The organism is Variovorax sp. PDC80 (genome assembly GCF_900115375.1).
Classification (GTDB): Bacteria; Pseudomonadota; Gammaproteobacteria; order Burkholderiales; family Burkholderiaceae_C; genus Variovorax.
This window is the reverse complement of the sequence record NZ_FOWG01000027.1, coordinates 1-26,923: the sequence shown is the minus strand read 5'-3', so window position 1 is coordinate 26,923 and position 26,923 is coordinate 1. Positions and strand designations below refer to the sequence as shown.

Sequence of the window (26,923 nt, the reverse complement as noted above, 5' to 3'; positions counted from 1 at the left end):
CGCGGCAGGACAGGCGTCCGGCCGCGGCCTTCGTCTTTCTTCATGCGACGGACCCGCGGGCCCGCGCCCGCCTCAGCGCGACAGGATCGACGAGGTCGCCGAGTTGCCGGTGGCCGAGGCCGTGACCTGGTTGCCCGTGGTGCGCAGCGTGCTGCTGCCCACCGGTCCCACCACGCCGACGCCGAAGTTCACCGTCGTCACCGTGGCCGACACCGCGCCGCTGTTGACTTGGTAGTTGCCGACCGCCGCGCTCGCCGTGCCGGTGTTCAGCGCGGTCTGCGTCACGCGGTTGGTGGCGCTGTTGCCGAAGGCCTGCGCGCTCAGCGTGTTGCCGTAGACACCGACGCTGCCGTTGAGCGTGCCCGGGCCGGTCGCGTTGAGCGCCACCTGGTAGCTGGTGTTCGTGCTGGACGCGTTCACCTGCCCGCTGTTGGTCTGGCTGTTGAGCACGCCCACGCTGGCACCGAGGTTGAGCGCCAGCGGCGCGGCCACGAAGCCCACGCTGCCGCTCGGGGCCGCGCCGCCGTAGCTGCCGCCCGCGCTCGAGTCGACCAGGTTGGTGGCCGCGTTGCCGCGCGCCAGCGCCGAGGTGGTGTTGCCGTTGAGGGCCACGCTGCCCGCGTTGAGCGGATCGGTGCCCGCGATCGTCACGCCCGCGGCCGTGACGGCCGACGAGGTCACCACCGCGCTGCTGGTCTGCGCGTTCGACACCCCCACGCTCGCGCCTTGCGTCGCGTCGCCCGCCACCGTGGCGGTGTTGATCGCGCGGTTCGCCGAGGCCTCGGCCAGCGTGCTGTTGTTCGAGATCGTCACCGCGCCGTTGAACAGCCCCGCCGTGTTCGGCACCAGTCGGTCGTCGTTGTAGATCGCGGTGCTGGCGCTGCTGGTGACCGAGGTCGACGCGGCTTGGCGGTTCGCCACCAGGTGGTCGCCCGTGGCCGCCTGCCCGCCCGCCGCCGTTTCCGACAGCGCCACGGCCCCCGTCGTCGCCGCCGGCTGCAGGTTGGCGGCCTTCACGTCGAGCGTGTTGGTCGCGTCGTTCATCACGCCCAGCGCCGTGTTGGTGTTGCCCGAGATCCGCACCGACGAGCCCGAGGATGCGGCCGGCGCGAACAGCTCGGAGCTCGAGCTGGCCGCGACCGCCGCCTGGCCGACCTGCGTCGACTGGACCACCGCGCGCGCACCGACGTTGGCGCCCACCAGCGTCACGCCGTTGACCGTGGTGTTCGAGGCGGCGCGCGCGCTCTGCCGGTTGTCGGACACGCTCAGCGTCGCGCCCTGCACCGCGGCGGTGCCGGTGGTGTCGATGCCGATGCTGCCGGTGGCGATCGCGCCCACCGGGCCGGCGCCCACCTGCACGTTGACCAGCGCATGGTCGGCACTCGCGAGCACCGCCGAGCCCGCGGCCGCGGTCCCCGCGGAGCCCGCCAGGCCGGTGGCGATGGCGCCGCCCTTCACCTCGATGCTGTTGGTCGACGCATTGCCGGTGGCGGCCGCGCCGGTGGTGTTGCCCTCGAGCGTGGCGCTGCTGTCGATCAGCGCGGTGGTGCCGTTCAGGGTCAGCCGGGTCGTGTTGTTGGCGACCCCGCCCACGGCGGCGCTGCTGGCCTGCGAATTCAGCAGGCCGGTGGTGGCGCCCTGCGACGCACCGCCCGTGAGCGACACCGCATTGCCCGCGCGGTTGCCCGCGGCCTCGGCCAGCGTCTGGTTGCCCGACATCGCGACCGCGCTGTCGACCACGCCCGGGCCGCCCGGCACGGCGCGGTCGTCGTTGTAGATCGCGCTGTCGGCGGTCGCGCTGGCCGAGGTGGCGGCCGACTGGCGGTTCATCAGCGCATGGATGGCGACCGTGCCCCCGTCGCCCGGCCCCGCGGTCTGCAGCACCAGGGTGGGCAGGATCGCGTTGGCCGTGGTGTCGGCCGCGACGGCGATGCGGCTGGTCGCGTCGTTGACCACGGCCAGCGCGCTGTTGGCGTTGCCCGAGATCGTCACCGAGGAGCTCGACACCGAGGCCGGCGCGAAGGCCTGCACGAAGGAACGCGCCTCCACCGCCGCCAGGCTGGCCTGGCCCGACTGCAGCGCCGAGGTGGCCGAGACGCTGCCGGCCGCCAATGCGATGTCGTTGCCGGCGCTGTTGGCCACCGCCTTCGCGCTCTGGGCGTTGTTCGACACGCTGAGCGTGCTGCCGTTGACTCCCGTGCCCGGCGCGGTGTCGATGCCGAAGGCACCGGCCGCCTTGGACGAGATCGTCGCGGTGCTCAGCATCAGCTGCGCGTTCGACAGCGCATGGTCGCCGAGCGCGCCGGTCAGCACCGCGGCGTTGGCCGCCGCGGCCACCGGCAGCACGCCGCCCGTGTCGATGGTGTTGCCCTTCACGTCGATGCCGTTGACGGCCGTGTTGCCGGTGGCCGCACCGCGCACCGCGTTGCCGTCCACCGAGAGCTGCGAGTCGACGATGCCCTTGCCGCTGACCGCGAGCTGCACCCCGGCCTGGTCGGTCAGCGCGCCGCCCTCGAGTCCGAGCTCGGAGGTGGTCTTGGCGGTGGTGACCTGCAGGTTCTGCACCGCCGTGGTGGTGGCGATGCCGGCCGCGCCGAGCCGCACGCCGTTGACCGCGCTGTTGCTGGTCGCGGCGGCCGCGGTGGTGTTGTTGTCGGCATCGATCTTCGAGTTGCCGACGCCGAAGGCGATCTGCGTCAGCACCTCGGGCCCGCCGCTGCGCGTGGCCGCCACCGTGCCCTGGCCCGACTGCGCGTTCTGCACGCTGAACGAGGCATCGGTGGTCGCGACCCCGCCGGTGACGGTGGCACCCGAGAGCACGAAGCCCGCCGTGTCGATCGAGGTGGCCGTCACGTCCACCGTGTTGCCGGTGGCGCGGCTGCCGTAGGCCAGGGCCTGGGTGGTGTTGCCGCTGCTCGAGACCGAGGCGTCCTGCAGGCCGCCGCCGACCACCGTGCGCACCACGTTGCCGCCGACCGTGTTGGCCTCGACCTTGGTGTTGGCACCGGCCACCGACTGCACGTTGGTCACGTTGGCCACCGAGGCGAAGTCGCTCGAGGCGATCTGGTTGGCGGCGAGCTTCAGGCCGTTGGCCGCGTCGTTGCCGTAGCTCGCGGCGACGAAGGCGTTGCGGTCGTTGCCGAGGCTGGCCGACGCGACGTCGCCGCTCACCGTGGCCGCGAACGAATTCACGCCGCTGGCCGTGGTGCTCACCGTCGACTGGATCGACTGGCTGCCGAGGATGGCGTAGGAGGCATTCACCGCCGGCTGCGTGGCCAGGCTGTTGTCGAAGGGCAGGTTGTTGCCGAGGTTGGCCGTGATGGTCGACGCGACGTCCGTGGACGGGTTCACCGTGACGTTGCCGGCCTGCACGCCCAGCGTGCTGGTGGCCGAGTTGCCGTAGGCGATCGCGCGCTGCAGGTTGTCGCTGACCGCGGCCGAGCCGCCCGACAGATTGCCGAACACGGCGACGCGGGCCTCGGGCACGCTGAGCACCGCGCCGACCGAGGAGGTGGCATCGTTCATCTGCACGCTGGCGATGCCGGCGCCGGTGCCGACCGCATTGCCCTTGATCGACAGGTCGCTGGTGGCGCCGCTGCCGACCGCCACCGCCTCCTGGCGATTGCCGGTGAGCGACAGCGCGCTGTCGGCCACCGTGGCCGGTCCGTTCGCGACCAGCCAGACCTTGGAGCCGCCGTTGATCGCCGTGACGGTGCTGCCGTTGTAGTTGCCCTGCAGGTTGGTCAGCGTGACGGCGCCGGTGGCCGACACGCGGCCGTCGGCGCTGGTGCCGCCGCCGAGCGCCACCGCATCGCTGCCGAGCGCCACGGTGTTGGCGTCGAGCGCCAGGCCCTGGTTGATCTGGTTGCCGCGCGCCGCGACCGCCGAACTGTTGTTCGCCACGGTCACGGTGCTGGCATTCGTCTGGCCGGTGGCATCGCCGGTCTGCACCGCGATGACGGTGCCGTTGGCGACGGCCGACACCGTCGACTCGGTGTTGGCCTGCTGGTTCGAGATGCCCGCCGTGCCCGTGAAGCTGGCCGCGGTGGTGCCGGGCAGGATCGCGCTCGAGGCGATGTTGCCGGTGGCCGCGGCGCTCACGCTGTTGTCCTTGAGCGTGACGCTGCCGCCGTCGATGGACTGCACGCCCGCCAGCACCTGGCCGTTGATGGTCTGTGCCAGCACGCTGGAGCGCAGGTTGCCCTGGCTGTTGAGCACGGCCAGGTCGGCATCGAGGGTGGTGGTGACTGCCGTGCCGCCGTGCACGCTGGCGTTGACCGGCGTGACGGGCGGGGTCGCGGCGACCACCGACACGCCGTTCATCACGATGCGGTTGCCCGCGCTGCCGGCGGTGGCCGAGAGCGCCTCGTTGCCGGTGGCGGCGCTGGAGATGGTGTTGCCCTGCACCGAGAGCGAGCCGCGCAGTTCGTTGACCTGGCCCGCCGGCGCGCCGGTGACCAGCGCCTGCACGGTCGAGTTGGTGTTGTCGGCCGCATGCGTGACCGCCGCGAGGATGCCGTTGCCGTTGGCCTGCAGGTTCGACACCACCGCCGAGCCCGCGAAGCTCGGCGCCGCGCCCGACTGGATCTCGGCCGCGCTGCTCGCGCTGTTGCCCCGCAGCGTGGCCGACAGCGTGTTGCGGTCGAGCGTGGCGCCCGCGACCACGATGTTGCCCGGCAGCGTCGAGGTCAGCGCCAGGTCGATCCTGTTGTTGGCCAGGCCCGCGCCCGAGGCCGGGCCGGTGCCCAGCTGCAGCGAGGTCACGACGATGTTGCCCTGCGCGTCGAACAGCGGCGTGCCGCCCGGGTAGGTCAGCGCCGCGCCGCCGGTGATGCCGACGGCGCCGGCCATCGCGCCGCCGGTCACCAGCGAGCTGCCCTTGTTGATCACGGTCGAGGCCGAGATCGTGTTGTCGGTGGCGGCCGCGCTGCCGCTCGTGAAGTTGTTGAGCTCGACCGCGAGCCTGCTGTTGGCGACGCCGGCGGCGATCGATCCGCTGTTGGTGGCCACGCCCAGCGAGGCCGCGTTGTCGACCGGGGTGGAGGCCGGGCTGCCCGAGGCGGGCTGGATCGCGTTCGCGAAGTCGTTGCCGGCGGCGCTGGCGCCGATCAGGTTGCCGGTGGTGCTGGCCGCGATCGGGTTCGGATTGGCCGGCGTGCCGCTGACCGTGGTGCCGCCGACGGCGCCCGTGATCCCCGCCGTCACGCCGTTGGTGTTGGAAGGCTGCGAGTTCGCCGTCGACGCCCCCGACACCGAGCCGTTGAGCGTGTTGCTCACGGTGGTGTCGGCCGCCTGCGCGGCGCCGGCGGCGAGCAGTGCGACCGCGACCGCGGAACCGATGCGGCTGAGACTGGTGGCGGGCCTGCGGGCGCCCCGATTGCGGATCTTGCGAGCTTTCATGGCGTGACTCCTGGTGTGAAGACGTTGTGGACGAAAGGGACGGACGAACGCAGGGGAACCGGGCCGCCCTCGCAGGCGCGCACGGTTCGCGGGAACGGGGGTGTCAGCTGCCGCGGCCGGGGGCGGCGGCGGGATCGGGGCTGGCGGCGGCCGCGGGGCCGCTCGCGCTGACGGTCTCGGCCGCCTCGGGCACGGCGGCGGTGTCGGCGGCGCCGGCCGGGGCGACCGCGCTGTCGCCCGCCGGTGCCGGCGCGGGTGCGACGGAGGCGCTGGGCGTGGGCGCGACCGTGGCGGCGCCCTGCGGCGCGGCGGGCGCCGGCCCGTTGCCCACCACCGGCGCGCCGATGCGCAGCTTGGCGATCTCCTGCAGCCCGGGGCCGTCGCGGTGGATCGAGGTGTCGGCCGCGTCGGGCCGCCACAGCACCGTGATCGCGCCCGGCGGAATGCCGCGGTTGGCCAGCGCCGAGGTCACGGCGGCGATGCGCTGGTCGATCAGCTCGTCGCGCTTGCGCGCATCCCAGTTCTCGGTGTCGCGCGCCACCAGCACGATGTCGGTGGCGCCCTTCTTCGCGGCGCCCGCGACCTGGTCGATCTGCGCCAGCGCGCTGCCGCCGAGCGTGGTGGCGCCGAAGTCGAAGGCCACCTGCAGCGCCGCGCCGGTCAGCCGCGCGCCGCCCGTGCCCGCGGCGTTGACGGCCACGCCCGGGCTCGCCTGCACCACCGGCGCCGCCGCACCGCCGGCCGCGCCGGCATCGGCCGGGTTCTGCACCTTGCGCAGCTGCTCGGCCGGCACCAGCGGGATCTGCTCGCCGCCGCCGGGGCGCAGGGTCATGCAGGGCCGGTGGTCGACCTGCGTGACCGCGGCCATCAGCCGCACCACGCCCTCCTCGAGCGCGGCGCGCACGCCCATCTGCACCGGCTCCTGGCCCTTGGCGCCGATGTCGACGTCGTAGAGCCGGCTGCCGAAGAAGCGGAACACGTTGAGCCCGACCTCGTAGCCGTTGAACTGCTTGGTGAGGCTCACCGTGCGCACCACCATCAGCGAGCGCGTGTCGACGATGCGCAGGTCCACGCCCACCGACTGGGTGAAGGTGCGCGCCTTCACGCCGACCTGGTTCACCGCCACCTCGGCGCCGCCCGAGTTGATGTTGTAGTTGAGCTCAGTGATGCCGCCGACGATGAAGTAGTCGGACTTGTTGATCGTGCCGCCGAAGTACGGCAGCCACGGCACCACCTGCGCGCCGCCGCCCGGCCCGCCGCCGAGCTGGTGCGTGCGGCCGTCGCCGAGCTGGCGCCGGTCGGCGTAGGCCAGCTCGCGCTCGGCGATCACCGGGTCGAAGCGCTCGGCGATGCGCACCGCGCCGCCGAGCTTGCCGAGCGCCGAATAGACCATCAGCGCGCCGCCCTGCGTGATCGCGTTGCCCTCGTTGATGCTGTACTTGCCGGTGTAGTCCTTCACGTCGCCCACGCCGATCACCACCTCGGGCCGGCGCGTGGCCGCGATGTGGTCGGCGAAGCAGGCCAGCACCGGTTCCATCGGCGTGACGTTGTCGCGCACCGAGGGCCCGAGCACCACCGGCGCCTCGTTGGGCGCGAAGCGCTGCTGCGGCGCCGAGGTGCAGCCGGCCAGCACCAGCGCGCCGGCCAGCGGCGCCGCGAGAAAGACCGCCCGGCGGGCGTGGGGCGAGATGCGGTGCATGGTGCCCCCGTTCAGTTGAGCACGCCGAAGGCACAGGCGGCGCTGCCGTTCACCCCCGCCGTCTGCGCGCCGGTGTTGCCCTGGGCCGAGTTCAGCGCCTGCCAGGCCGCGCCCTGCACCTGCGTGCTGGTGCCGCCCACGACCGCCGAGCCCACCGTGCCCGCGTTGGCCTGGTTGGTGCCCACCACCGCGGCGCCGAGCGTGCCGACCGCGCTGTTGCTGTCGTTGCCCGTGGCGCCCGAGCGCGCACCGGCATTCGCGGGCGAGTTGGCGACCGTGCTGTTGTTGCCGTCGTTGCCGGTCGAGGTCGCCGAGACGTTGCAGTTGTACTGGCGCCCGACCGTGGTGTTGTAGACCGGCGCCGCGTAGTAGCCGCTCTTCTGCTTGCGGATCATGTCCTGCACCGCGGCCTGGTTGACCTTGTCGGTGCTGGTCTGGAACTGCCAGGCGGCGTTCTCGCCGACGTTGTTGGCCTGCGCGCGCGGCGCCGCCACCAGGAGCAGCGCCACCACCAGGGCCACGTGCACCGTGGCGGCCCAGGGCGCACCACGACGACGATCGGAGCACCGGGATACGGCGGCACGGGATGCACGAGGCATGGCAGCTCCTTTCAGGAGGAAGAGCACTTAAACGAAAAGTGCTACTTCTTTGTAAAGAGGATGCTATGGATCGGGCAGGTGGGCTGGCTATTCCGGAAACCAGTAGTACCTATGAGTACAAACCAGCGGTGATTACTGGATGGCCGGACAGTGCGGCCGCCCCGATCCTGTGCGCCGCACAGCGGTCCGACCGGGGCTCGCGCCCCCGTGGCGGGGGCGCGTCCGCGGCCCGTTGCGGGCCGCGGTGGGGCCTGCGATCAGGCGTGCGCCTTGATCGCGTCCGCCAGCGTGTTCACCAGCGTGTCGATGTGCGACTTCTCGACGATGTACGGCGGCGCGATCACCAGCACGTCGCCCGCGGGGCGCACCAGCGCGCCCTTGTGGAAGCAGTCGAGGAAGATGTCGTAGGCGCGCTTGCCGGGCGCGCCCGCGATCGGCGCCAGCTCGACCGCCGCGGCCAGGCCGAGGCTGCGGATGCCGATCACGTTGGGCAGGCCCTTGAAGGTGCCGTGGAAGGCGTCGCCCAGCAGCTTGCCCATCTCGCCGGCGCGCGGGAACAGGCTTTCCTTCTCGAACAGCTCGAGCGTGGCGATCGCCGCGGCGCAGGCCACCGGGTGGCCCGAGTAGGTGTAGCCGTGGAAGAACTCGACCACGTGCTCGGGCGCGTCGGTCTTCATCATCGCGTCGTAGAGCTTGTCGCGGCAGATCACGCCGCCCAGCGGGATCACGCCGTTGGTCACGCACTTGGCGAAGTTCAGCATGTCGGGCACCACGCCGAAGTAGTCCGACGCGAAGTTGGTCCCCATGCGGCCGAAGCCCGTGATGACCTCGTCGAAGATCAGCAGGATGCCGTGCTTGTCGCAGATCTCGCGCAGGCGCTTGAGGTAGCCCTGCGGCGGCAGGTACCAGCCGGCCGAGCCGGCCACCGGCTCGACGATGATCGCGGCCACGTTGCTCGGGTCGTGCAGCGGCAGGATGCGGGTCTCGAGCTCGACCAGCGGGTCCTCGGCCCACACCGGTTCCTGGTTGTGGATGTAGGCGTTGTTGACCGGGTCGTGGATGAAGCGCATGTGGTCCACGCGCGGCAGGAAGGCCGAGCCGAACACCTTGCGGTTGCCCGGGATGCCGCCCACCGACATGCCGCCGAAGCCCACGCCGTGGTAGCCGCGCTCGCGGCCGATGAAGACGTTGCGGTGGCCCTCGCCGCGCGCGCGGTGGTAGGCCAGCGCCACCTTCATCGAGGTGTCGGCGGCCTCGCTGCCGGAGTTGCAGAACAGCACCTTGTTGAGGTCGCCGGGGGCCAGCGCGGCGATCATCTCGGCCGCGCGGAAGGCCTTGTCGTTGCTGATCTGGAAGGCGGTGGCGTAGTCGAGCGTGTCGAGCTGCTGCTTGATCGCCTCGTTGATCGGCTTGCGATTGTGGCCCGCGCCCACGCACCACAGCGACGAGATGCCGTCGATCACCTTGCGGCCGTCGTGGGTGGTGAACTCCATCCCGTCGGCCGCCACGAAGACCCGCGGGTCCTTCTTGAAATGGCGGTTCGGGGTGAAGGGCAACCACTGGTTGTCCATGTTGAAGTCCTGGTAGGCCATGCGCGTGCTCCTGTGTGTCTCGTCGGAATGTGGAAGGTCCCGCCGCCGAACGGCCGGCGCCCCCGGGAAAAGGGACGTGGCGGACGGGGAGAACGGCATTCTGGCACCCCTGCGACAATCACGCCCCTGACCATGACCACCACCCCTGCCTACATCCTCACCCTCTCCTGCCCCGACCGTACGGGCATCGTGCATGCCGTCTCGGGCTTCCTGCTGGAGCGCGGCGGCAACATCGAAGAGGCCGCCCAGTACAACGACCACGACACGGGCCTGTTCTTCATGCGCGTGCGCTTCGCCTGCGCCGAGCACGGCGAGGCCGCGCTGCGCGAGCAGCTCGCCGCCTTCGCCCAGGGCTTCGGCATGACCTTGCAATTGCAGGCCGCCGCCCAGCCGATGAAGACGGTGATCCTGGTCAGCAAGGAAGGCCACTGCCTCAACGACCTGCTGTTCCGCTGGAAGAGCGGCCTGCTGGCCATCGACGTGCGCGCGATCGTCTCGAACCACCGCGACTTCTACCAGCTGGCCGCGAGCTACAACGTGCCCTTCCACCACATCCCGGTGACGGCCGCGACCAAGGCGCAGGCCGAGGCGAAGCAGCTCGAGATCATCGAGGCCGAGGGCGCCGAGCTCGTGGTGCTGGCGCGCTACATGCAGATCCTCAGCAACGGCCTGTGCCAGAGCCTGGCCGGCCGCGCGATCAACATCCACCACTCGTTCCTGCCCAGCTTCAAGGGCGCCAAGCCCTACTACCAGGCGCACGACCGCGGCGTGAAGCTGATCGGCGCCACCGCCCACTACGTGACGGCCGACCTCGACGAGGGCCCGATCATCGAGCAGGACGTGGCGCGCGCCGACCACACCGACACCGTCGAGGACCTCACGGCCCGCGGCCGCGACACCGAGAGCCAGGTGCTGGCGCGCGCGGTGAAGTGGCACAGCGAGCACCGCGTGCTGCTCAACGGGCACCGCACCGTCGTGTTCCGCTGATCGAGCGTCGCCCGGAAAGAACAAAGCCCCCGGGGCGGCCTTTGCAGGTCGCCCCGGGGGCTTTTTCATGCCGGCCGCGTCAGTTGCGGTTCGGGTTGTTCGGGCGGCGGTCGTAGCGGTTGGGCACGCCGTCGCCGTCGCGGTCCCAGCGGCCGGCGCTGTAGGCCCAGCGGCCGCCTTCCTGGCGCCATTCGGGCGCGCGGTAGGCATAGCCCGGGCGGGCCCGCACCCAGACGCCGTTGGTCCAGACATGGCGGCCGCCGCGCCACTCGTAGTGGCCCGGTGCCCAGACATAGCCGCGGCGCGGCGGCGGCACCCGCTCGTAGCGCGGCGGCGGAGGCGGCACCTGGATCATGACCACCGGCTGCGCCTGGGCGGCCGTCGGCAGCGTGAGCGCGCCCACCGAGAACAGCGAGGTGGCGGCGACGGAAAAAGCGAGGGCTGCGAGTCTTTTCATGGCAAGGCTCCATGAGTTGTTGGAGGAGCCTTCATGCTGCCGGTGCCTTGTGAACCGCCTGTAAGCGCCACGCGAAATCTTGTGTAGAGCTGTGACGCGGCGCCCGGCGCGCCGCCTGCAGGCGGCGGCCGACGCGCGTAGGCCTATTCCCGCAATTCCTGCAAATCGACCGCGCCGGCCATTGCCGCGAGGCCCGCGGCATTGGGATGCAGGTGGTCGCCGCTGTCGTAGGCCGGCAGCAGTGCCAGCGGCTGCGCCGGGTTGCGCACCGCGGCGTCGAAATCGACCACCGCGTCCACGTCCTGCCGGCCGCGGATCCAGCGGTTGACCGCGCCGCGCAGCGCCTCGGTGTGCTCGTTCCAGTACGACGAGCCGCCGAACGGCGGGATCGTGCCCAGCAGCACCTTCAGGCCCTTCTCGCGCGCCTGCCGCACCAGCTGCTGCAGCCCGGCCTGCAACTGTTCGGGCGTCGGAATCTCGCTCGCCGGCACCACCTGCCCGGGCGCGCCGATGAAGGCGGTGCGGCCGATGTCGTTGGTGCCCATCAGCACGATCACGTGCGTGACGCCGCTCTGGCCCAGCACGTCGGCGCCGAAGCGCGCGAGGCCGCTCTGCCCCGCGCCGCCGTAGAGCAGCCGGTTGCCGCCGATGCCGACGTTGAGCACCGCCACCTCGCGCGCGGCGCCCGGGCCCGGGCTCTTGCGCAGCAGCGTGGCCAGTTGCTGCGGGTACGAATTGCCGCCGCCGTCGCCGTCGAGCCCGCCCGCGGTGATCGAATCGCCGAAGGCCACCACCGTGCGGATCGCGCGCGCGGCCCAGACGTCCACGCCCGTCACGAAGGCATTGACCGGCACCCGCTGCGCATCGGGCAGGCGCGGCGCCGACACCGCGTTGCCGTTCGACATCCAGGTCGCGTTGCTCGGCTGCAGGTGCACCGTCGACAGCGGCGTGGAACGCTCGAAGTAGCTGCTGACCACCAGCGTCTGGCCGGCCTCGACCGCGAAGTCGATGCCGTCGCTCCAGGCATCGGCGCCCGGCGCGATCGTGATGCCCGGGCGGCCGTCGAAGCGCAAGAGTTGCAGCGAGGCCGGCGAGATCGCGCCGCCACCCGTGCCGCGTGCCACGCTCGCGGCGCTCACGGCCAGTGGCGCGGTGCCGAAGCGGTTGGAGAAGCGCACGCGCAGACGCGACCCGCCCACGCTGGGCTGCAGCTGCTGGCGCAGCGTGAGGCCGGGGAAGGCGCGGTCCTCGGGCGCCACCGGCGGCGGCGTGCCCAGCGGCGAGAGCTGGCGGAAATCCAGCGGCGCGGCGGCCCAGCTGCCGACCCAGTGCTCACCGGCGATCGGGGCAGCGGGCGCACCCGAGGGGGTCGCGGCGTGCGCGACGGCGGCGAACAGCGCCAGGCACAGCATGCCCGTCGCCAGCCTGGCGCCGATCCCGGCGAATCGATATGAAACCAGCGTCATGCCCCTCGCGCAAAAGCGCCAAAGTGTACGGAGCCACCGTGTCACTTCGCGCGGCAGGGTCTGCCGCCTGGTTACCAGGTGTCTACGTAGGGCGCCGGCGCCTCGTGGGGACGCGTGGCCGAGGCCAGCCCGCGCACCAGCCAGTCGCGCGTCTGCGCGGGATCGATCACGGCGTCGATCTCCAGCGTCTGCGCCATGTGGATCGCCTCGCCGTTCTCGTACTGCTGCGCCACCAGCTGCTTGAACAGCGCATCGCGCTCGGCCCCTTCGGCCGCCGCCGCGAGCTCCTTGCGGAAGCCCAGCCGCACCGCGCCCTCGAGCCCCATCGCGCCGAACTCGCCCGTGGGCCAGGCCACGGTGAACACCGGCGCGTCGAAGCCGCCGGCCGTCATCGCCTGCGCGCCCAGGCCGTAGCCCTTGCGCAGCACCACTGCGAAGAAGGGCACGCGCAGGTGCGAAGCCACCATGAACATGCGGCAGACATGGCGCACCTGCGCCTGCGCCTCGATCTCGGGACCGACCATGAAGCCCGGCGTGTCGCACAGCGAGACGATCGGCAGGCCATGCGCATTGCACAGCTGCATGAAGCGCGCCGACTTGTCGGCCGCCTCCACGTCGATCGCGCCGCCCAGGTGGTGCGGGTTGTTGGCCATCAACCCGACGGGCTTGCCCTCGATGCGCGCGAGCGCGGTCACGATGCCCGCGCCGAAGCCCGCGCGCAGCTCGAGCAGCGAGCCGGTGTCGGCCACGCCGCGCATCGCGGCGCGCACGTCGTACACGCGCAGCCGGTTCTCGGGCACCACGTGGCGCAAGGCGCGCGGGTCGGCGCACTGCCAGTCGGCGACCGGCCCCTGGAAGTACGACAGGTACTGCTTCGCGGCCGCCACCGCCGCGGCCTCGTCCTCCACCAGGATGTCGATCACGCCGTTGCGCGACTGCACGCTGCTCGGCCCGATCTGCTCGGGCGCGAAGGTGCCGAGGCCGCCGCCCTCGATCATCGCGGGGCCGCTCATGCCGATGTTGCTGCCGCGCGTGGCGATGATCACGTCGGCGCAGCCCAGCAAGGCCGCGTTGCCCGCGAAGCAGCGGCCATGCACGATGCCGACCACCGGCACCTTGCCCGAGAGCGCGGCGAACTGGCTGAAGGTGTGGTTGTTGAGGCCCGCGACGATCGGCATGTCCGTGTCGCCGGGCCGCCCCCCGCCGCCCTCGGCGAACAGCACCACCGGCAGCCGCAGCTGGTGCGCCACTGCGAGCAGCCGGTCGGTCTTGTGGTGGTTGCGCATGCCCTGCGTGCCGGCCAGCACCGTGTAGTCGTAGGCCAGCACGGCGCAGCGCGACTTCTCGGGGCCGAACTGCCTCGCGTTGATGCTGCCGATGCCGGTCACCATGCCGTCGGCCGGGGTGTTGGCGACCAGGTCCTCGAGCGAGCGGCGGCGCGTCTGGGCCGCGATGGCGAGCGCGCCGTACTCGATGAAGTTGCCGGGGTCGTCCGCGCTGTCGCAGAGGTCGGCGATGTTCTCGCGCGCGGTGCGCCCGCCCTGCGCATGGCGCTTGTCGACGGCCGCCCGGCGGTTCTCGTCGAGCGTGAACGCATGGCGGTCGATGACCTTCTTCAGGTCGGGCCGGATCGCGTCGAGGTCGTGCGCGGCGCGCGCCTCGGTGTCCACGGCCTGCGCGTCGACCGCCTCCAGCCGCAGCAGCGACTGGCCCTCGACCAGGTAGTCGCCGGGCGCGGCCAGCAGCGCCACCACGCGGCCCGCGGTCGGCGCATGCAGCAGGTGCTCCATCTTCATGGCCTCGAGCACGCCGAGCTGCGCGCCCGCGGGCAGCACGTCGCCGACCGCGACCTCGAACTGCACCAGCTTCGCGGGCATCGGGGCCTTGACCGTGAGGCCATCGTCGGCTTCATCGATCGTGGAGGCCGCGGCTTGCGCGACGACTGGCGTTGTCTCCTTCGCGCGCTTCTCGAACGACGCCGCGGCCGCCAGCAGATCGCCCAGGTGCGCCTCGACGAAGCGCGTGTGCACCGCCTGGGTCGCGAACTCGGGCCGCGCGGCGATCGCGCGCAGCAGCGGCAAGTTGGTGGCGATGCCCTCGATGCGGCACTCGTCGAGCGCACGCAGCGAGCGGCGCAGCGCGTCGGCGAAGCGCGCCGAGGGCGCATGCACGATCAGCTTGGCCAGCAGCGTGTCGTAGTGCGGCGAGGGCGCCAGGCCCGCATAGCCATGCGTGTCGACGCGCACGCCGGGCCCGGCGGGCAGCTCGAAGCGCGCGAGCGTGCCGCCCGAGGGCCGCGCCTGGCCCTGCGCATCGAGGGTCTCGGCATTGATGCGCCACTGCAGCGCGAAGCCGCGCTGCGCCGCGGTGCGGTCGGCCTCGATGCCGAGCGCGGCCAGCGATTCGCCGGCCGCCACCGCGATCTGCAGCTGCACCAGGTCGAGCCCGGTCACGGCCTCGGTCACCGTGTGCTCGACCTGCAGCCGCGGATTGGCCTCGATGAAGACAAAGGGCAGCGTGGCCGAGGCCGCGTCGACCAGGAACTCGAAGGTGCCGAGCCCGCGGTAGCCCACGGCGCGGGCCATGCGCAGCGCGGCCTGCGTGAGCTGCACGCGCAGCGCCTCGGGCAGCGAGGGACTGGGCGCGATCTCCACCAGCTTCTGGAAGCGCCGCTGCAGGGTGCACTCGCGCTCGCCGAGGCTGGCCACGGCCTGGCCGTCGCCGAGCACCTGCACCTCGATGTGGCGCGCATCGCGCATCAGCCGCTCGACGTACACGCCCTCGATGCCGAAGGCCGCGCGCGCTTCCGACATGCAGCGCGCATGCGCCTCGGCCAGTTCGCCCGCCTCGTGCACCGCGCGCATGCCGCGCCCGCCGCCGCCGCCGATGGCCTTGACCATCACGCCCGCGCCCTGCGCCTGCTGCTCGGCGAAGAAGGCCTGCGCCTGCGCGAGCGTCACCGCGCCCGCGCTGCCGGGCATCACGGGCACCTCGCAGCGCGTGGCCAGTTCGCGCGCGCGCGCCTTGTCGCCGAACAGCGCGAGCTGCTCGGGCGTGGGCCCGATGAAGACCAGGCCCGCATCGGCGCAGGCCTGCGCGAAGTCGGCGCGCTCGCTGAGGAAGCCGTAGCCCGGATGCACCGCGTCGCAGCCCTGCGCCTTCGCGGCCGCGATCAGCGCGCCGATGTCGAGGTAGGCCGCGGGCCCGGTCGCGTCGAGCGCGAGCGCCACGTCGGCCAGCTGCACGTGGAGGGCCGAGGCGTCGTCGCGCGCATGCACGGCCACGCTGGCGATGCCGAGGTCGCGCAGGGCGCGCACCAGGCGCACGGCGATCTCGCCGCGGTTGGCAATCAGGACTTTGGAAAACACGCGGGGTCTTTCAGTTCTTGTCTTTGAGCAGCCGGCGCAGCACCTTGCCGGCGCCGGTGGTGGGCAATGCATCGATGAAGCTCACGGAGCGCGGCGCCTTGTAGCTCGCCATGTTCTCGCGCGACCAGGCGATCAGCGCCTCGGCCGCGATCTCGGCGCCGGGCTTGCGCACCACGAAGGCCTTGACCACCTCGCCCTTCTCGGGATCGGGCTGCGCGATCACCGCGGCCTGCGCCACCGCCGGATGCTTGATGAGGATGGTCTCGACCTCCTCGGGGAACACGCTGTAGCCCGAGACCTTGATCATCTCCTTGAAGCGGCCGATGAAGGTGAGGTAGCCGTCGGCATCGAGCTTGCCCATGTCGCCCGTGTGCACCCAGCCGTCGCGCAGCGTGGCGGCCGTGGCCTCGGGCTTGTTCCAGTAGCCCTTGAAGGAGCCCTGGCTGGTCAGCACGATCTCGCCGACCTCGCCGGTGGGCATGTCGGCCTGCGTGTCCGTGTCGACGATGCGGATCGTCACGCCCGGCACCGCCACGCCCTGCGTGCCCCAGCGCGGCGCATGGCGCGGCGTGTAGGTGTCGCAGGTGTGGGTTTCGCTCAGGCCGTAGGCGGCCTCGAAGGAGGTGCAGTTCGGCGCATGCGAACGCCACTGCGCGGCCAGTGGCTCGGTGAAGGCGATGCCGAAGCTGGTGACCGGGTTCATGCGCAGGCTCGCGAGGTCGAAGCCCGCGATGTCGGGCAGCTGCATGCAGGCCACGTTCATCGGCGCGATGCTGTACCACCAGCTCACCTTGTGGCGCGCGATCGCCTGCAGCGCCGCGCGCGGATCGAAGCGGTGCAGCAGCACCGAGGCCGCGCCCGTGAGCACCGGCACGTTGACGCCCATCAGCATGCCGGCGATGTGATACAGCGGCGCGATCGACAGCAGCACGTCGTCGGGCCCGACGCCGTTGCAGTCGGCCGCGGCGCGGGTCTTGAACAGCGCATTGCCGTAGCTGAGCATCGCGCCCTTGGGCAGGCCGGTGGTGCCCGAGGTGTAGGTCATCAGCGCGACGTCGTCCATGTCGATGGCCACCGGCCGCGGCCGCGCATCGGCGCTCATGACGGCGAGGAAGTCCTCGCAGCCCGCGGGCACCGTGCGTGCGGCGTTGCGCTCCGCGGCGAGTTCGGCCGGCAGGTCGAGCGCGGGCGTCTCGGGCGTCTTGGGCAAGAGGTCGGCGTAGTGCACGACGAACACGTGTTCGAGCGCGCTCTCGGGCTTCACCTTCTCGACCACCGGCAGCAGCGGCGCGGCCGCCACGATCACGCGCGCCTTCAGGTCGTTGACCTGGTAGGCGAGCTCGTGCTCCTTGTTGAGCGGGCCGCTGGGGCAGACGATGGCGCCGATCTTCTGGATGCCGAAGTGCGCCACCAGGTACTGCGGGCAGTTGTTGAGGAACAGCACCACCGGCTCGCCCTTGACCACGCCCAGGGCCTGCAGCCGCGCGGCGAAGGCATCGCTCGCGCGGTCGAGCTCGCGCCAGCTCATCGCATGGCCGTACCAGTGGCAGGCCGGATGCTCGCCGCGCTCGCGCGCATGGGCGCGCAGGTACTCGTGCAGCGGCTGTTGCGCGCGCGGCGGGAGCGCGCGCAGCAAGGGTTCGTCGGTTGTCTCCATGGCGTCACTTTCTCAGGGTTATCGATAGCCGCTCGCGCCTGGCGGGCGCTTGCCATCGCCGGATGGTGCACGAACAATCCTACCCATGGGTATAACTTCCGCGACACGGCACAAACCCTCTGGGCGCAAGGCGCGCGCGGAGCAGGACGATCCCTCACGCGTGCCAGGCATGCAGGGCATGCACGAGGCGCATGCGACGGAGGCCGCTGCCCTCACGGCGCGCCCCGACCTGCCGCAGGGCACCGGCCGCCAGCGCGCCGCCACGCAGGGCACCGACCTGCAGCGCGAGCGCATCCTGCAGGCCGCCACGCAGCTGTTCGCGGCGCAGGGCTACGCCAACACCACCATGGCGCAGATCGTGCGCGCGCTCGGTGTCACGAAGCCCTTCGTCTACTACTACTTCCGCGACAAGCAGGAGATCTTCGAGACCATCTCGTGGCGCCCCGCGGTCGACTGCTTCACCGCGCTCGACTTCGCGGCCGACGATCCGCGCCGCGCGAGCGAGAAGGTGCTCGAGGGCATCGAGCGGCTGATCCGCGCCACCGTCGCGCATCATCCGGCCGCCTTCTTCCCCTACCGCGAACCGCAGGTCTACCGGCCCGAGTACCTGGCCGCGCAGAAGAAGCTCGCGCACCACTTCTACGACCTGCTGTGCCCGCTGCTCGAACAGGCGCGGCGCGACGGCGACCTCGATTTCGACGAGACCAAGATCACCGCGCTCGCGGCCTGCAGCCTGCCGGGCTTCCTCTACAGCTGGTACCGCCCGGGCGGACGGCTCGCGCCAGACGAAGTGGTGGCCGAGCTCACGAAGCTCGCGAGCCGCGTGATCGGGCTGCGCACCGGCCACTGACCACCCATCCCAGGAGACACACCATGAAGTTCCACCCGGCGCCCCTGGCGCGGATCGCGCTCGCCTGCCTGATCGCCACCGGTGCCGCCGGCACCGCGCAGGCTCAGCAGACCTACAAGCTCGCCTACATCGACCCGCTCTCGGGCCCCTTCGCCAACGTCGGCGAGCTGATGCTGATGCACACGCAGTACGCGATCGAGGAGATCAACGCCAGGGGCGGCGTGCTCGGCGGCACCAAGCTGCAGCTGCTGCAGTTCGACAGCAAGCTCTCGGCGCAGGAGAGCCAGAGCGCGCTGCAGGCCGCGATCGACCAGGGCGCCAAGGCCATCGTGACCGGCGGCTCGGGCTCCTCGGTGGTGACGGCGCTGGTGCAGGCGGTGGCGCGCTGGAACCAGCGCAACCCGGGCAAGGAGCTGCTGGTGCTCAACCACTCGTCGATCGATCCCGAGATGACCGGCAAGGCCTGCAGCTTCTGGCACTTCCAGACCGAGGCCAATACCGCGATGAAGATGAAGGCGCTGGCCAACTACATCAAGAAGACGCCCGAGGTGAAGAAGGTCTACCTGCTGAACCAGGACTATGCGCACGGCAAGCAGTGGGCCAGCTACGGACGCCAGCTCGTGGGCCTGGCGCGGCCCGACATCCAGTTCGTCGGCGAGGCGCTGCATCCGATCGGCCGGGTCAAGGACTTCTCGCCCTACATCGCCAACATCAAGCAGAGCGGCGCCGACTCGGTCATCACCGGCAACTGGGGCCAGGACATGACGCTGCTGCTCAAGGCCGCGGGTGATGCCGGCTACGACCTGCGCTACTTCAACCACAGCGCGGGCTCGGTGCCGGGCACGGTCACGGCGGTGTCGCAGGCGAAGCTGGGCCAGCTGACCTGGGTCGCCGAATGGCATCCGGGCCAGGCCGGCACGCCGAAGGTCGATGCGCTGGCCAAGGCCTACAAGGCCAAGACCGGCAAGGACTTCCTCGCGCCGCGCATCGACATGACGCCGCGCCTGCTCGCGGCCGCGATCGAGAAGGCCGCGAGCACCGACACCGTGAAGGTGGCGCGCGCGCTCGAGGACCTGAGCTACGACTCGGTGGTCGGCCCCGTGCGCATGCGCGGCGAGGACCACCAGCTGCTGCTGCCGCAGGTGGTCAACACCATCGCGCCGGTCGACGGCAAGGCCGTGAAGCTGGGCTGGGAAGGCACGAACTACGGCTTCCGCACCGACGCGGTCTACAGCGGCAACGAGCTCGCGCAGGGCACCGACTGCAAGATGGTCCGGCCCTGAACGTTCAGCCGATGCGCGCGATGGGCGTGCCCGCCACCACCGGCGCCGCGCCCGCGGCCAGCCGCGCGAGCCGGCCCGCGCGGTGGGCCACGACCTGCACCTCCATCTTCATCGCTTCCATCACCGCGATCGGGTCGCCCTGCGCGACCAGCGCACCCTCGTCCACGGTCCACGCCTGAAGCGTGCCCGTGATGGGCGCGGCCACGGCGGCGGGGTCGGCGGCCTCCTCGGGTTGCGACGACGACGACGGCGCGGTGGGCGCATCGCCGATGCCGCGCAGCAGCGCCGGCGGCAGGCCCAGCGTCACGCGGCGGCCATCGATCTCCACCGCCGTGCGCAGCAGCGCAGCATCGCGCACGGGCTCGGCGCGCACGGCCGCGGCCAGCGGCTGCGCGAAGTCGGTCTCGATCCAGCGCGTGTGGACCTTGAAGCCGTCCTCGGCCACGAAGTCGGGCGCCTCGACTACGGCGCGGTGGAACGGCAGCACCGAGGCCACGCCCTCGATGCGGAACTCGCGCAGCGCGCGGCGCGCGCGCGCCATTGCCTGGGCGCGCGTGGCACCGGTGACGACCAGCTTGGCCATCAGCGAATCGAAGCTGCCCGGCACGCTCGATCCCGAGACCACGCCGGTGTCGACGCGCACGCCGGGGCCCGACGGTGGCTCGAACAGGCGCACCGGTCCGGGCGTGGGCAGGAAGCCGCGGCCCGGGTCCTCGGCGTTGATGCGGAACTCGAAGGCATGGCCGCGCGGCGCGGGCGTCTCGCTGACCGACAACGGCAGCCCGTCGGCGATGCGCAGCTGCTCGACCACGAGGTCGATGCCGGTGGTTTCCTCGGTCACCGGATGCTCGACCTGCAGCCGCGTGTTGACCTCGAGGAAGGAGATCGCGCCCGTGGGCCCGAGCAGGAACTCGACCGTGCCGGCGCCGACATAGCCGGCACGCGCGCAGATGTCGTGCGCGGCGCGGTGGATGCGCTCGCGCTGCGCCTCGCTGAGGAAGGGCGCGGGCGCCTCCTCCACCAGCTTCTGGTTGCGCCGCTGCAGCGAGCAGTCGCGCGTGCCGAGCACCACCACGCGGCCGTGCGTGTCGGCGATCACCTGCGCCTCGACATGGCGCGGCCGGTCGAGGAACTGCTCGACGAAGCACTCGCCGCGGCCGAAGGCGGTGACGGCCTCGCGCACCGCCGATTCGTAGAGCTCGGCCACCTCGTCGAGCCGCCACGCGACCTTGAGGCCGCGGCCGCCGCCGCCGAAGGCCGCCTTGATCGCGATCGGCAGGCCGTGCGCCTCGGCGAAGGCCAGCACCTCCTGCGCGTCGCGCACCGGCGCCGGCGTGCCGGCCACCAGCGGCGCGCCGACCTCGAGCGCGATGCGGCGCGCCTGCACCTTGTCGCCCAATGCCTCGATGGCCGAAGGCGGCGGGCCGATCCAGCACAGGCCGGCCTCGATCACGGCGCGCGCGAAGGCCGCGCTCTCCGAGAGGAAGCCGTAGCCCGGATGCACCGCGTCCGCGCCGCTGCGCTCGGCCGCGGCCAGCAGCTTGTCGATGGCCAGGTAGGTGTCGGCCGGGCGCGTGCCCTCGAGCGCATGGGCCTCGTCGGCCACGCGCGTGTGCAGCGCATCGAAATCGGCGTCGGCATAGACGGCCACCGAGCGCACGCCGTAGTCGGCGCAGGCGCGCGCGATGCGCACGGCGATCTCGCCGCGGTTGGCGATCAGGACTTTCTTCATGGCGTGTCAGAGGAAGGAGCGGGAAGGCAGTGCGCATCGAAAGCGCGCACCGGGTTGAAACGCAGGCGCGCGCCGACCGGGATCTGGCCGGCGCGGTCGAGGTGATGGGTGGCGACGGCACCGATCACCGGGTAGCCGCCGGTCAGCGGATGGTCGGCGAGGAACAGCACGGGCTGGCCGCTCGGCGGCACCTGGATCGCGCCGAGCGCGGTGCCCTCGCTGGGCAGCTCGGCGGTGTCGAGGCGCGCCAGCGGTGTCTCGCCCGCGAGCCGCAGGCCGACGCGGTTGGACTGCGGCGTGACGGTCCAGCGCTGGCTCGCGAGCAGCGCGACCGCCTCGGGCGTGAACCAGTCGGTGCGCGGGCCCAGCACCACGTCGAGCACCACGTCCTCGTGCAGGCCGGGCAGCGCGGGCGGCGCCGCATCGGGCAGGCCGACGATGGCACCGCGCGCCACCGGCCGCAGCGCCAGCCGGTCGCCGGCGGCGATCGGCCGCGGGCCGATGTGCGCCAGCGTGTCGGTGGCGGCGCTGCCGAGCACGGGCGCGAGCTCGAAGCCGCCGCGCACCGCGAGGTAGCTGCGCAGGCCCGCGCGCGGTTCGCCGACCGTGAGACTGTCGCCATCGGCCAGCGCGATGGCCTCGTGCGTGGGCACCGTCCAGCGCGCGCCGCCGGCGCTGCGCAGTTGCAGCGGCACGTCGGCACCCGCGAAGGCCACCACCGCATCGCCGCGGCAGCTGAAGCGGAAGCCCGCGCCGACGATCTCGATGCAGGCCGCGTCGCTGGCATTGCCCACGAGGCGGTTGGCCGCGCGCAGCGCGCCGCGGTCCATCGCGCCCGAGGCCGAGACGCCCTGGCCCGCGAGCCCGTGGCGGCCCAGGTCCTGGAACAGCGCCTGCAGGCCGGTGGCATGGACCTCGAGCGCCGGCCCTTCGTGCGTGGCCGATGGCGCCGGGGCCGGAACGGGTGGCGCGATGGCTGGCATGGCCTGCCCCGAGACATCGACGAAGCGCACCGTGTAGCCCGGCTGCAGCAGCGCCGGCTGCGCGCGGCCCAGGTCCCACATCGGCGTGGCGGTCACGCCGATGATCTGCCAGCCGCCGGGGCTGGCCTGCGGGTAGACGCCGCTGAAGCGCCCCGCGAGCGCGACCGCGCCGGCCGGGATGCGGGTGCGCGGCGTGGCGCGGCGCGGCACGTCGAGGCTCGGGTGGCCGCCGCTCAGGTAGGCGAAGCCCGGCGCGAAGCCGGTGAAGGCCACGGTGTAATCGTGGCCGGTGTGGCGGCGGATCACCTCCTCGCGCGCGAGGCCCAGGTGCCGCGCGACCTCGTCGAGGTCCTCGCCGTCGTAGTCGACCGGGATCTCGATGCGCCGGCCCGCGCGCTCGACCGTGCCGTCGAGGCGGCGCTCGCCGATGCGCCGCACGAGCGCCTCGTGCGTGGCCGCGCCGGGGCGGAAGCGGACCAGGATCGTGCGCGCGGCCGGCACCAGTTCCTCGATGCCCTCGATCGGCTCGGCCTGCAGCGAGGCCAGCAGCGCGAGCGTCTGCGCGAGGTCGTCGAGCTCGACCAGCAGCGCGTCGAGGTTGACCGGCAGGAAACGCATCATCGCGGCGCTCCCGCCGGCTCGTCGTCCTCGCGCGCGAAGGCCCGCACCGCGACGCCCGCGCGCTCGAAGGCGGCGCGCACCTCGCGCGCCATCGCCACCGCGCCGGGGCTGTCGCCATGCACGCAGACCGAATCGGCCTGCAGGCGCAGCGTGCTGCCGTCGATGGCCTCGACCTCGCCGTGCGTGGCCAGCCGCAGCATGCGCTGCGCCACCGCCTGCGCGTCGTGCAGCACCGCGCCCGGCTCGCTGCGCGGCACCAGCGTGCCGTCGGCGCGATAGGCACGGTCCGCATAGGCCTCGGAGACCGTGCGCAGCCCGCTCGCGCGCGCCCAGCCGAGCAGCGGCGAACCAGCGAGGCCGACCAGCCACAGCCGGTCGTCGATCGCGCGGATGGCGGCGATCACGTCGCGCGCCTGCCGCTCGTCGTGCGCGATCGCGTTGTAGAGCGCGCCGTGCGGCTTGACGTAGCGCACCGACGTGCCCGCGGCGCGGGCCAGGCCCTGCAGCGCGCCGATCTGGTAGATCACGTCGGCCACGAGCTCGGCGCTGCCCATCGCCATCGCGCGGCGGCCGAAGCCCGCGAGATCGGGATAGGACACATGGGCACCGACCGCCACGCCATGGGCCTTGGCATGGCGCAGCGTCTCGAGGATGCCGGCCGCGTCGCCGGCATGGAAGCCGCAGGCCACGTTGGCGCTGCTCACGATGCCGAGCATCGCCGCGTCGTCGCCCATGCGCCAGGCGCCGAAGCTCTCGCCCAGGTCGCTGTTGAGATCCAGCGCGGTCATTGGAATACCTTCGTGCTTCGCACCGCGGTGCGAGCTTGCTTGGGGCGGCCCGGCGCGGCGCTCACGCTGCGGTGCCCGACAGAAGGGCACGCCGGGCCGGGCGCGGGAGGGAGGGCTTCGGAAGGCGCATGAAGAACATGGGATCGACTCGAATCTGGCCGTTTTGTTGGAACGAAGTTTATTTGATTGTTGAACAATTCAATCAATCGGTTGAGCAATATGCATGCCGACTCACAGGGGCAAACCCTGATTCCATGCACCGAGCACCGCGGCGCGAGGAACGGAATCTGCTACAACCCCTCACCCCTGAAATCCCCCATCCGCATGACCTCCGCCGCTTCCGAACCGCTGACTCCCCCTGCCCAGGCCTTGAGCGAGCGCATGGCCGAAGCCTTGCGGCAGAAGATCACGCAGGGCGAGTTCATGCCCGGCGAACGCCTGTCCGAGCAGTCGCTGAGCGAGAGCCTCGGCATCTCGCGCAACACGCTGCGCGAGGTGTTCCGCATGCTCGCCAAGGACGGCCTCGTGAAGCACGCGCCGAACCGTGGCGTGTTCGTGGTCATCCCGAGCATCGCGTCGATCATCGACATCTACCGCGTGCGCCGCCTGATCGAGTGCCAGGCGCTCGCGCAGGCCTACCCGCGCCATCCCGCGAAGAAGAAGATGCGCGAGGCGGTCGAGATCGCGAAGACCTGCCGCGACGGCGGCGACTGGCTCGGCGTGGGCACGGCGAACATGGCCTTCCACATGGCCGTGGTCGAACTCGCCGACAGCGAGCGGCTCAACCAGCTCTTCGGTTCGGTGCTGGCCGAACTGCGGCTGGCCTTCGGCCTGCTGCGCGACGCCGAGTTCCTGCATGCGCCCTACGTCGAGATGAACACCAGCATCCTCGAGCTCGCGGAGGCCGGCGAATTCGCCCGCGCCGCCGCGGCGCTCAACGACTACCTGGTGCATTCCGAACGCATCGTGCTCGCGGTATACGCGCGGCACATCAACGACTCGGGCTGGAGCGTCTAGGTCCGACGCGCGCCGCGCCACAAAGCGCGGCGCGGCGGTGCCGGCCTCAGCCCGGCAGACGGATCTTGCAGTTCGGGTCCTCGTAGGGGCCCGACTGCTTGGTCCACTTGTCGGCGGGCATGTCGGGCTCGCAGACGGTCTTGCCCGTGCTGTTGTTCTTCCAGAGGTAGTACTCGCTGGGCTGCGCCATGGCGAGGCCGGCCAGCAGCAGCGAGGCGGCGGCGAGGGTGAGCTTGAGTTTCATGGTGATGCTTTCGTGTGTTCGTGAAGATAAGCGAATGCCGTGCCCCGTCACTTGAGGTTGTTGCCGATCACCACCAGCAGCTTCTTCGTCTGAGCGACGATCGCCGTGCGATAGGCCTCGAAACGGGCGTCGGTCATGGCGTTGTCGTCGGGCACCCCGCCGGTGGCGGCGGTGAAGAAGTTCGTCATCACCGGCACGTGGATGTGGCCCGCCGGGATGTCGAGCTTGAAGGTATCGCGCAGTAGCGTGTTGCGATAGGCGCTCTCGTTCGACAGGTAATTGCCGCCGCCGCCGGACTGCGCGCAGGCGGTGGCTGGCGGCGCCTTCACCAGCGAGGGGTCGGGCATGGCGTTCATCACGCCGTTCGAAGCCACGGAGGTACCCGCCTCGTTGTCGCAGTCCGCGAAGTACGCGTAGTTGGTGTGCCAGGTCACGTCGAAGCCGTCGGTGCCCTCGCTCGTGGCACCCGGCGGACGCGCAACGCCGGCGCCCGTCTTGCCGGTCACCATCGCGGCGATCGGCAGCGACGAGGTGGTGAACTGCGGCGGTGCTTCCTTGAGCCAGGCGCTGATGGCGTCGTAGCCCAGCCAGCGGGACTGCGGGTTGGTGTCGCAGCCCGAGCCCGGCATCGAGATCGGCGCGGTGTTCGGCACGGTGATGGTGCCGATCGGCAGCACGTACTTCGGCAGCCTGTTGCCGACCGGGCAATAGATGATGCCGTCGTTGCCCGCCGAGGGACCGTGGTAGCGGGCGTTCCATTGCTCGAGGTTGAAGACGTTGGCGCTGCCCTGGCTCATGGTGATCGAGGCATCGACGCGCTTCGGCCCGGCCTTGAACCACGGACCCAGCGTGTCCTCCTGCATGCCCGCGTGGAACGGGTCGTAGCTCACCGGCAGCACGTAGCTCTCCACGTGCAGCACGCTGCCGTCGTCGAGCGTGATCTCGCGGCCGTCCATCTCGAGCGCCGTGGCGCCCGAGGGGTTGCCGTTGCGCAGGCCGGTGTTGGGCGTGCCCAGCGCGCCGAGCGTGAAGGTATCGAAGCCGCTCACGATCATGCGGCGGTACTTGCCGCCACTCGGTGCATTGCCTTCGGGCAGTTCGATGTCGTACTGGCCGCGCGAGGCGCGCTCGAACTCCCACTGCAGCGAGGCCTTCTGCGCATCCGAGAGCGCGAACTCGGGCGCCCACTGGCGCAGCACCTTGGTCATCTGCACGCGCGCCCAGTACAGCATCCGGTCGTCGCTGTTGGGCAACTGGCTGCCCGCGGGCGAGGCACGACGGCCCTGCACCCGGTCGACGGCCGCGCGCCACAGGGCCGCGCCCTCCGACTTGACGAGCGTCACCGCGGCGTCGTAGCCGGCGACGCTGGTGCGGCCATCGCTGCCGCACAGCTTGGCCGAGAAGTTCGGCGCGAACTGGTCGAACCCCGTGTCCTTCACGATGCGGTCGGCCAGCGGCCGCTCGTCGATGCCCACCACCGAGGCGGTGCTGTAGGGCAGCGGCGTCGCGAGCCGGCGCTCTTCGTAGGCCAGCTTGGCACTGGCATCCCAGCTGCATTTGGCCATGGTGTTGGGGGGCGGCGGATTGCCCGTGCCGGGCGGAACGATGGAGACGACGCTGTCCCCTCCTCCACCACCGCCGCATGCGGCAACCACGGCTGCAACGAGGACCGAAACGGCCGAAAGCTTCATTCTGTGTCGTGTCAACATGATTCGATTTCCTTCTGAAAACTGTCCGGGCATGGCGCACTGCGGCGCCTTCTCATTCCCTGGTCGTTCTGCGATGGGTCGTCGATGGCTTTCTCGATGGCAATCCCTCCGGCCTGGCCGCACCGCGCGGCGGTACGTGAAACAGACTCCCTTTTGCGTTGCACTTGTTTTTTTTGGGGGGCACGGGACGAGCGCGTCCCGCACGCCGCCCCGGGGGCGGGTGCTCGTCGCGGAGCGCGAGGAATCAGGACGCGGGGAACGCGGGCGGCGCGCGCTCCGCCGCGTGCAGTTGCGCGACGCGCGGTCGCCTGTGGCCGGTGCGCGGTTGCGAGGAACGGTGCATGGCGTGCGTCAGCCGATCAGGGCGTCATCTGCAGCGGCAGCCAGGTCACGAGCTGCGGCACGAAGTAGATGAGCAGCACCGCGGCCACCATCAGGAAGAACATCGGCAGCGTCACGCGCGCGATGTAC

The 26,923-nt window shown here is 71.6% G+C and carries 17 protein-coding genes; 4 read left to right on the top strand and 13 right to left on the bottom strand.

Annotation, left to right across the window (positions count from 1 at the left end):
- Window positions 1-72 precede the first annotated feature (72 nt).
- From BM109_RS40200 to BM109_RS40185, 4 genes are all read right to left on the bottom strand, one after another.
- Window positions 73-5,400 (bottom strand): beta strand repeat-containing protein, encoded by a 5,328-nt coding sequence (locus BM109_RS40200; protein WP_093356019.1) that lies wholly within the window; start codon window positions 5,398-5,400, stop codon window positions 73-75.
- A 103-nt stretch (window positions 5,401-5,503) separates the two neighbouring features.
- A complete protein-coding gene (locus BM109_RS40195) occupies window positions 5,504-7,099 on the bottom strand; it encodes a CsgG/HfaB family protein (RefSeq protein WP_093356015.1) in 1,596 nt (531 codons plus the stop codon).
- A gap of 11 nt (window positions 7,100-7,110) precedes the next feature.
- Complete coding sequence (locus BM109_RS40190) at window positions 7,111-7,698, bottom strand: hypothetical protein (RefSeq protein ID WP_256223119.1); 588 nt, start codon at window positions 7,696-7,698, stop codon at window positions 7,111-7,113.
- Between the two features lie 257 nt (window positions 7,699-7,955).
- Entirely contained in the window at window positions 7,956-9,290 is a 1,335-nt protein-coding gene (locus tag BM109_RS40185; RefSeq protein ID WP_093356010.1) for an omega-aminotransferase AptA, read from the bottom strand.
- A gap of 132 nt (window positions 9,291-9,422) precedes the next feature.
- Here BM109_RS40185 and purU point away from each other — a divergent pair, with 132 nt between their 5' ends.
- The gene (gene purU / locus BM109_RS40180; protein ID WP_057594448.1) at window positions 9,423-10,277 is read left to right on the top strand and encodes a formyltetrahydrofolate deformylase; all 855 of its coding nucleotides are present in this window, start codon (window positions 9,423-9,425) and stop codon (window positions 10,275-10,277) included.
- Between the two features lie 79 nt (window positions 10,278-10,356).
- Here purU and BM109_RS40175 read toward each other — a convergent pair whose 3' ends face one another.
- The 4 genes from BM109_RS40175 to BM109_RS40160 all read right to left on the bottom strand — a co-directional run bounded on the left by BM109_RS40175 (window position 10,357) and on the right by BM109_RS40160 (window position 17,225).
- The gene (locus BM109_RS40175; protein WP_093356007.1) at window positions 10,357-10,734 is read right to left on the bottom strand and encodes a YXWGXW repeat-containing protein; all 378 of its coding nucleotides are present in this window, start codon (window positions 10,732-10,734) and stop codon (window positions 10,357-10,359) included.
- Window positions 10,735-10,877: 143 nt separating this feature from the next.
- The gene (locus BM109_RS40170) at window positions 10,878-12,200 is read right to left on the bottom strand and encodes a GDSL-type esterase/lipase family protein (protein WP_256223118.1); all 1,323 of its coding nucleotides are present in this window, start codon (window positions 12,198-12,200) and stop codon (window positions 10,878-10,880) included.
- 71 nt (window positions 12,201-12,271) lie between these two features.
- Complete coding sequence (locus BM109_RS40165) at window positions 12,272-15,568, bottom strand: carboxyl transferase domain-containing protein (protein WP_093355999.1); 3,297 nt, start codon at window positions 15,566-15,568, stop codon at window positions 12,272-12,274.
- Window positions 15,569-15,578: 10 nt separating this feature from the next.
- A complete protein-coding gene (locus BM109_RS40160) occupies window positions 15,579-17,225 on the bottom strand; it encodes an AMP-binding protein (RefSeq protein WP_256223117.1) in 1,647 nt (548 codons plus the stop codon).
- 178 nt (window positions 17,226-17,403) lie between these two features.
- Between BM109_RS40160 and BM109_RS40155 the strand changes: the two genes are divergently transcribed.
- Complete coding sequence (locus BM109_RS40155) at window positions 17,404-18,075, top strand: TetR/AcrR family transcriptional regulator (RefSeq protein ID WP_371269620.1); 672 nt, start codon at window positions 17,404-17,406, stop codon at window positions 18,073-18,075.
- Window positions 18,076-18,098: 23 nt separating this feature from the next.
- Window positions 18,099-19,358: a branched-chain amino acid ABC transporter substrate-binding protein gene (locus tag BM109_RS40150; RefSeq protein ID WP_093355993.1), complete on the top strand. Its 1,260-nt coding sequence runs from the start codon at window positions 18,099-18,101 to the stop codon at window positions 19,356-19,358.
- 4 nt (window positions 19,359-19,362) lie between these two features.
- Here BM109_RS40150 and BM109_RS40145 read toward each other — a convergent pair whose 3' ends face one another.
- From BM109_RS40145 to BM109_RS40135, 3 genes are read right to left on the bottom strand one after another with little or no spacing between them, the layout of a single operon-like run.
- Window positions 19,363-21,090, bottom strand: coding sequence for an acetyl/propionyl/methylcrotonyl-CoA carboxylase subunit alpha (locus tag BM109_RS40145; protein ID WP_093355991.1), 1,728 nt, complete (start codon window positions 21,088-21,090; stop codon window positions 19,363-19,365).
- Complete coding sequence (locus tag BM109_RS40140) at window positions 21,087-22,691, bottom strand: 5-oxoprolinase subunit B/C family protein (RefSeq protein WP_093355989.1); 1,605 nt, start codon at window positions 22,689-22,691, stop codon at window positions 21,087-21,089. The genes BM109_RS40145 and BM109_RS40140 overlap by 4 nt, the downstream gene beginning before the upstream one ends.
- Window positions 22,691-23,482 (bottom strand): LamB/YcsF family protein, encoded by a 792-nt coding sequence (locus BM109_RS40135; RefSeq protein ID WP_093355986.1) that lies wholly within the window; start codon window positions 23,480-23,482, stop codon window positions 22,691-22,693. Before BM109_RS40135 ends, BM109_RS40140 begins: the two co-directional genes overlap by 1 nt.
- 324 nt (window positions 23,483-23,806) lie before the next feature.
- On the opposite strand from BM109_RS40135, the gene BM109_RS40130 reads away from it, so the two are divergent.
- Complete coding sequence (locus BM109_RS40130) at window positions 23,807-24,499, top strand: GntR family transcriptional regulator (RefSeq protein WP_093355984.1); 693 nt, start codon at window positions 23,807-23,809, stop codon at window positions 24,497-24,499.
- Window positions 24,500-24,545: 46 nt separating this feature from the next.
- Here the strand turns inward: BM109_RS40130 and BM109_RS40125 are convergent, their stop codons facing one another.
- Entirely contained in the window at window positions 24,546-24,743 is a 198-nt protein-coding gene (locus tag BM109_RS40125; protein WP_057594440.1) for a hypothetical protein, read from the bottom strand.
- 47 nt (window positions 24,744-24,790) lie between these two features.
- The gene (locus BM109_RS40120) at window positions 24,791-26,308 is read right to left on the bottom strand and encodes a hypothetical protein (RefSeq protein ID WP_208513606.1); all 1,518 of its coding nucleotides are present in this window, start codon (window positions 26,306-26,308) and stop codon (window positions 24,791-24,793) included.
- Window positions 26,309-26,923: the final 615 nt, after the last annotated feature.

Coding starts and splice junctions, on each gene's coding strand:
- BM109_RS40120 (WP_208513606.1), bottom strand. CDS start 26,308: ATGGCCAAATGCAGCTGGGATGCCAGTGCCAAGCTGGCCTACGAAGAG.
- BM109_RS40155 (WP_371269620.1), top strand. CDS start 17,404: ATGCACGAGGCGCATGCGACGGAGGCCGCTGCCCTCACGGCGCGCCCC.
- BM109_RS40200 (WP_093356019.1), bottom strand. CDS start 5,400: ATGAAAGCTCGCAAGATCCGCAATCGGGGCGCCCGCAGGCCCGCCACC.
- BM109_RS40145 (WP_093355991.1), bottom strand. CDS start 21,090: ATGAAGAAAGTCCTGATCGCCAACCGCGGCGAGATCGCCGTGCGCATC.
- BM109_RS40195 (WP_093356015.1), bottom strand. CDS start 7,099: ATGCACCGCATCTCGCCCCACGCCCGCCGGGCGGTCTTTCTCGCGGCG.
- purU (WP_057594448.1), top strand. CDS start 9,423: ATGACCACCACCCCTGCCTACATCCTCACCCTCTCCTGCCCCGACCGT.
- BM109_RS40160 (WP_256223117.1), bottom strand. CDS start 17,225: ATGGAGACAACCGACGAACCCTTGCTGCGCGCGCTCCCGCCGCGCGCG.
- BM109_RS40140 (WP_093355989.1), bottom strand. CDS start 22,691: ATGCGTTTCCTGCCGGTCAACCTCGACGCGCTGCTGGTCGAGCTCGAC.
- BM109_RS40130 (WP_093355984.1), top strand. CDS start 23,807: ATGACCTCCGCCGCTTCCGAACCGCTGACTCCCCCTGCCCAGGCCTTG.
- BM109_RS40175 (WP_093356007.1), bottom strand. CDS start 10,734: ATGAAAAGACTCGCAGCCCTCGCTTTTTCCGTCGCCGCCACCTCGCTG.
- BM109_RS40185 (WP_093356010.1), bottom strand. CDS start 9,290: ATGGCCTACCAGGACTTCAACATGGACAACCAGTGGTTGCCCTTCACC.
- BM109_RS40170 (WP_256223118.1), bottom strand. CDS start 12,200: ATGACGCTGGTTTCATATCGATTCGCCGGGATCGGCGCCAGGCTGGCG.
- BM109_RS40135 (WP_093355986.1), bottom strand. CDS start 23,482: ATGACCGCGCTGGATCTCAACAGCGACCTGGGCGAGAGCTTCGGCGCC.
- BM109_RS40125 (WP_057594440.1), bottom strand. CDS start 24,743: ATGAAACTCAAGCTCACCCTCGCCGCCGCCTCGCTGCTGCTGGCCGGC.
- BM109_RS40190 (WP_256223119.1), bottom strand. CDS start 7,698: ATGCCTCGTGCATCCCGTGCCGCCGTATCCCGGTGCTCCGATCGTCGT.
- BM109_RS40150 (WP_093355993.1), top strand. CDS start 18,099: ATGAAGTTCCACCCGGCGCCCCTGGCGCGGATCGCGCTCGCCTGCCTG.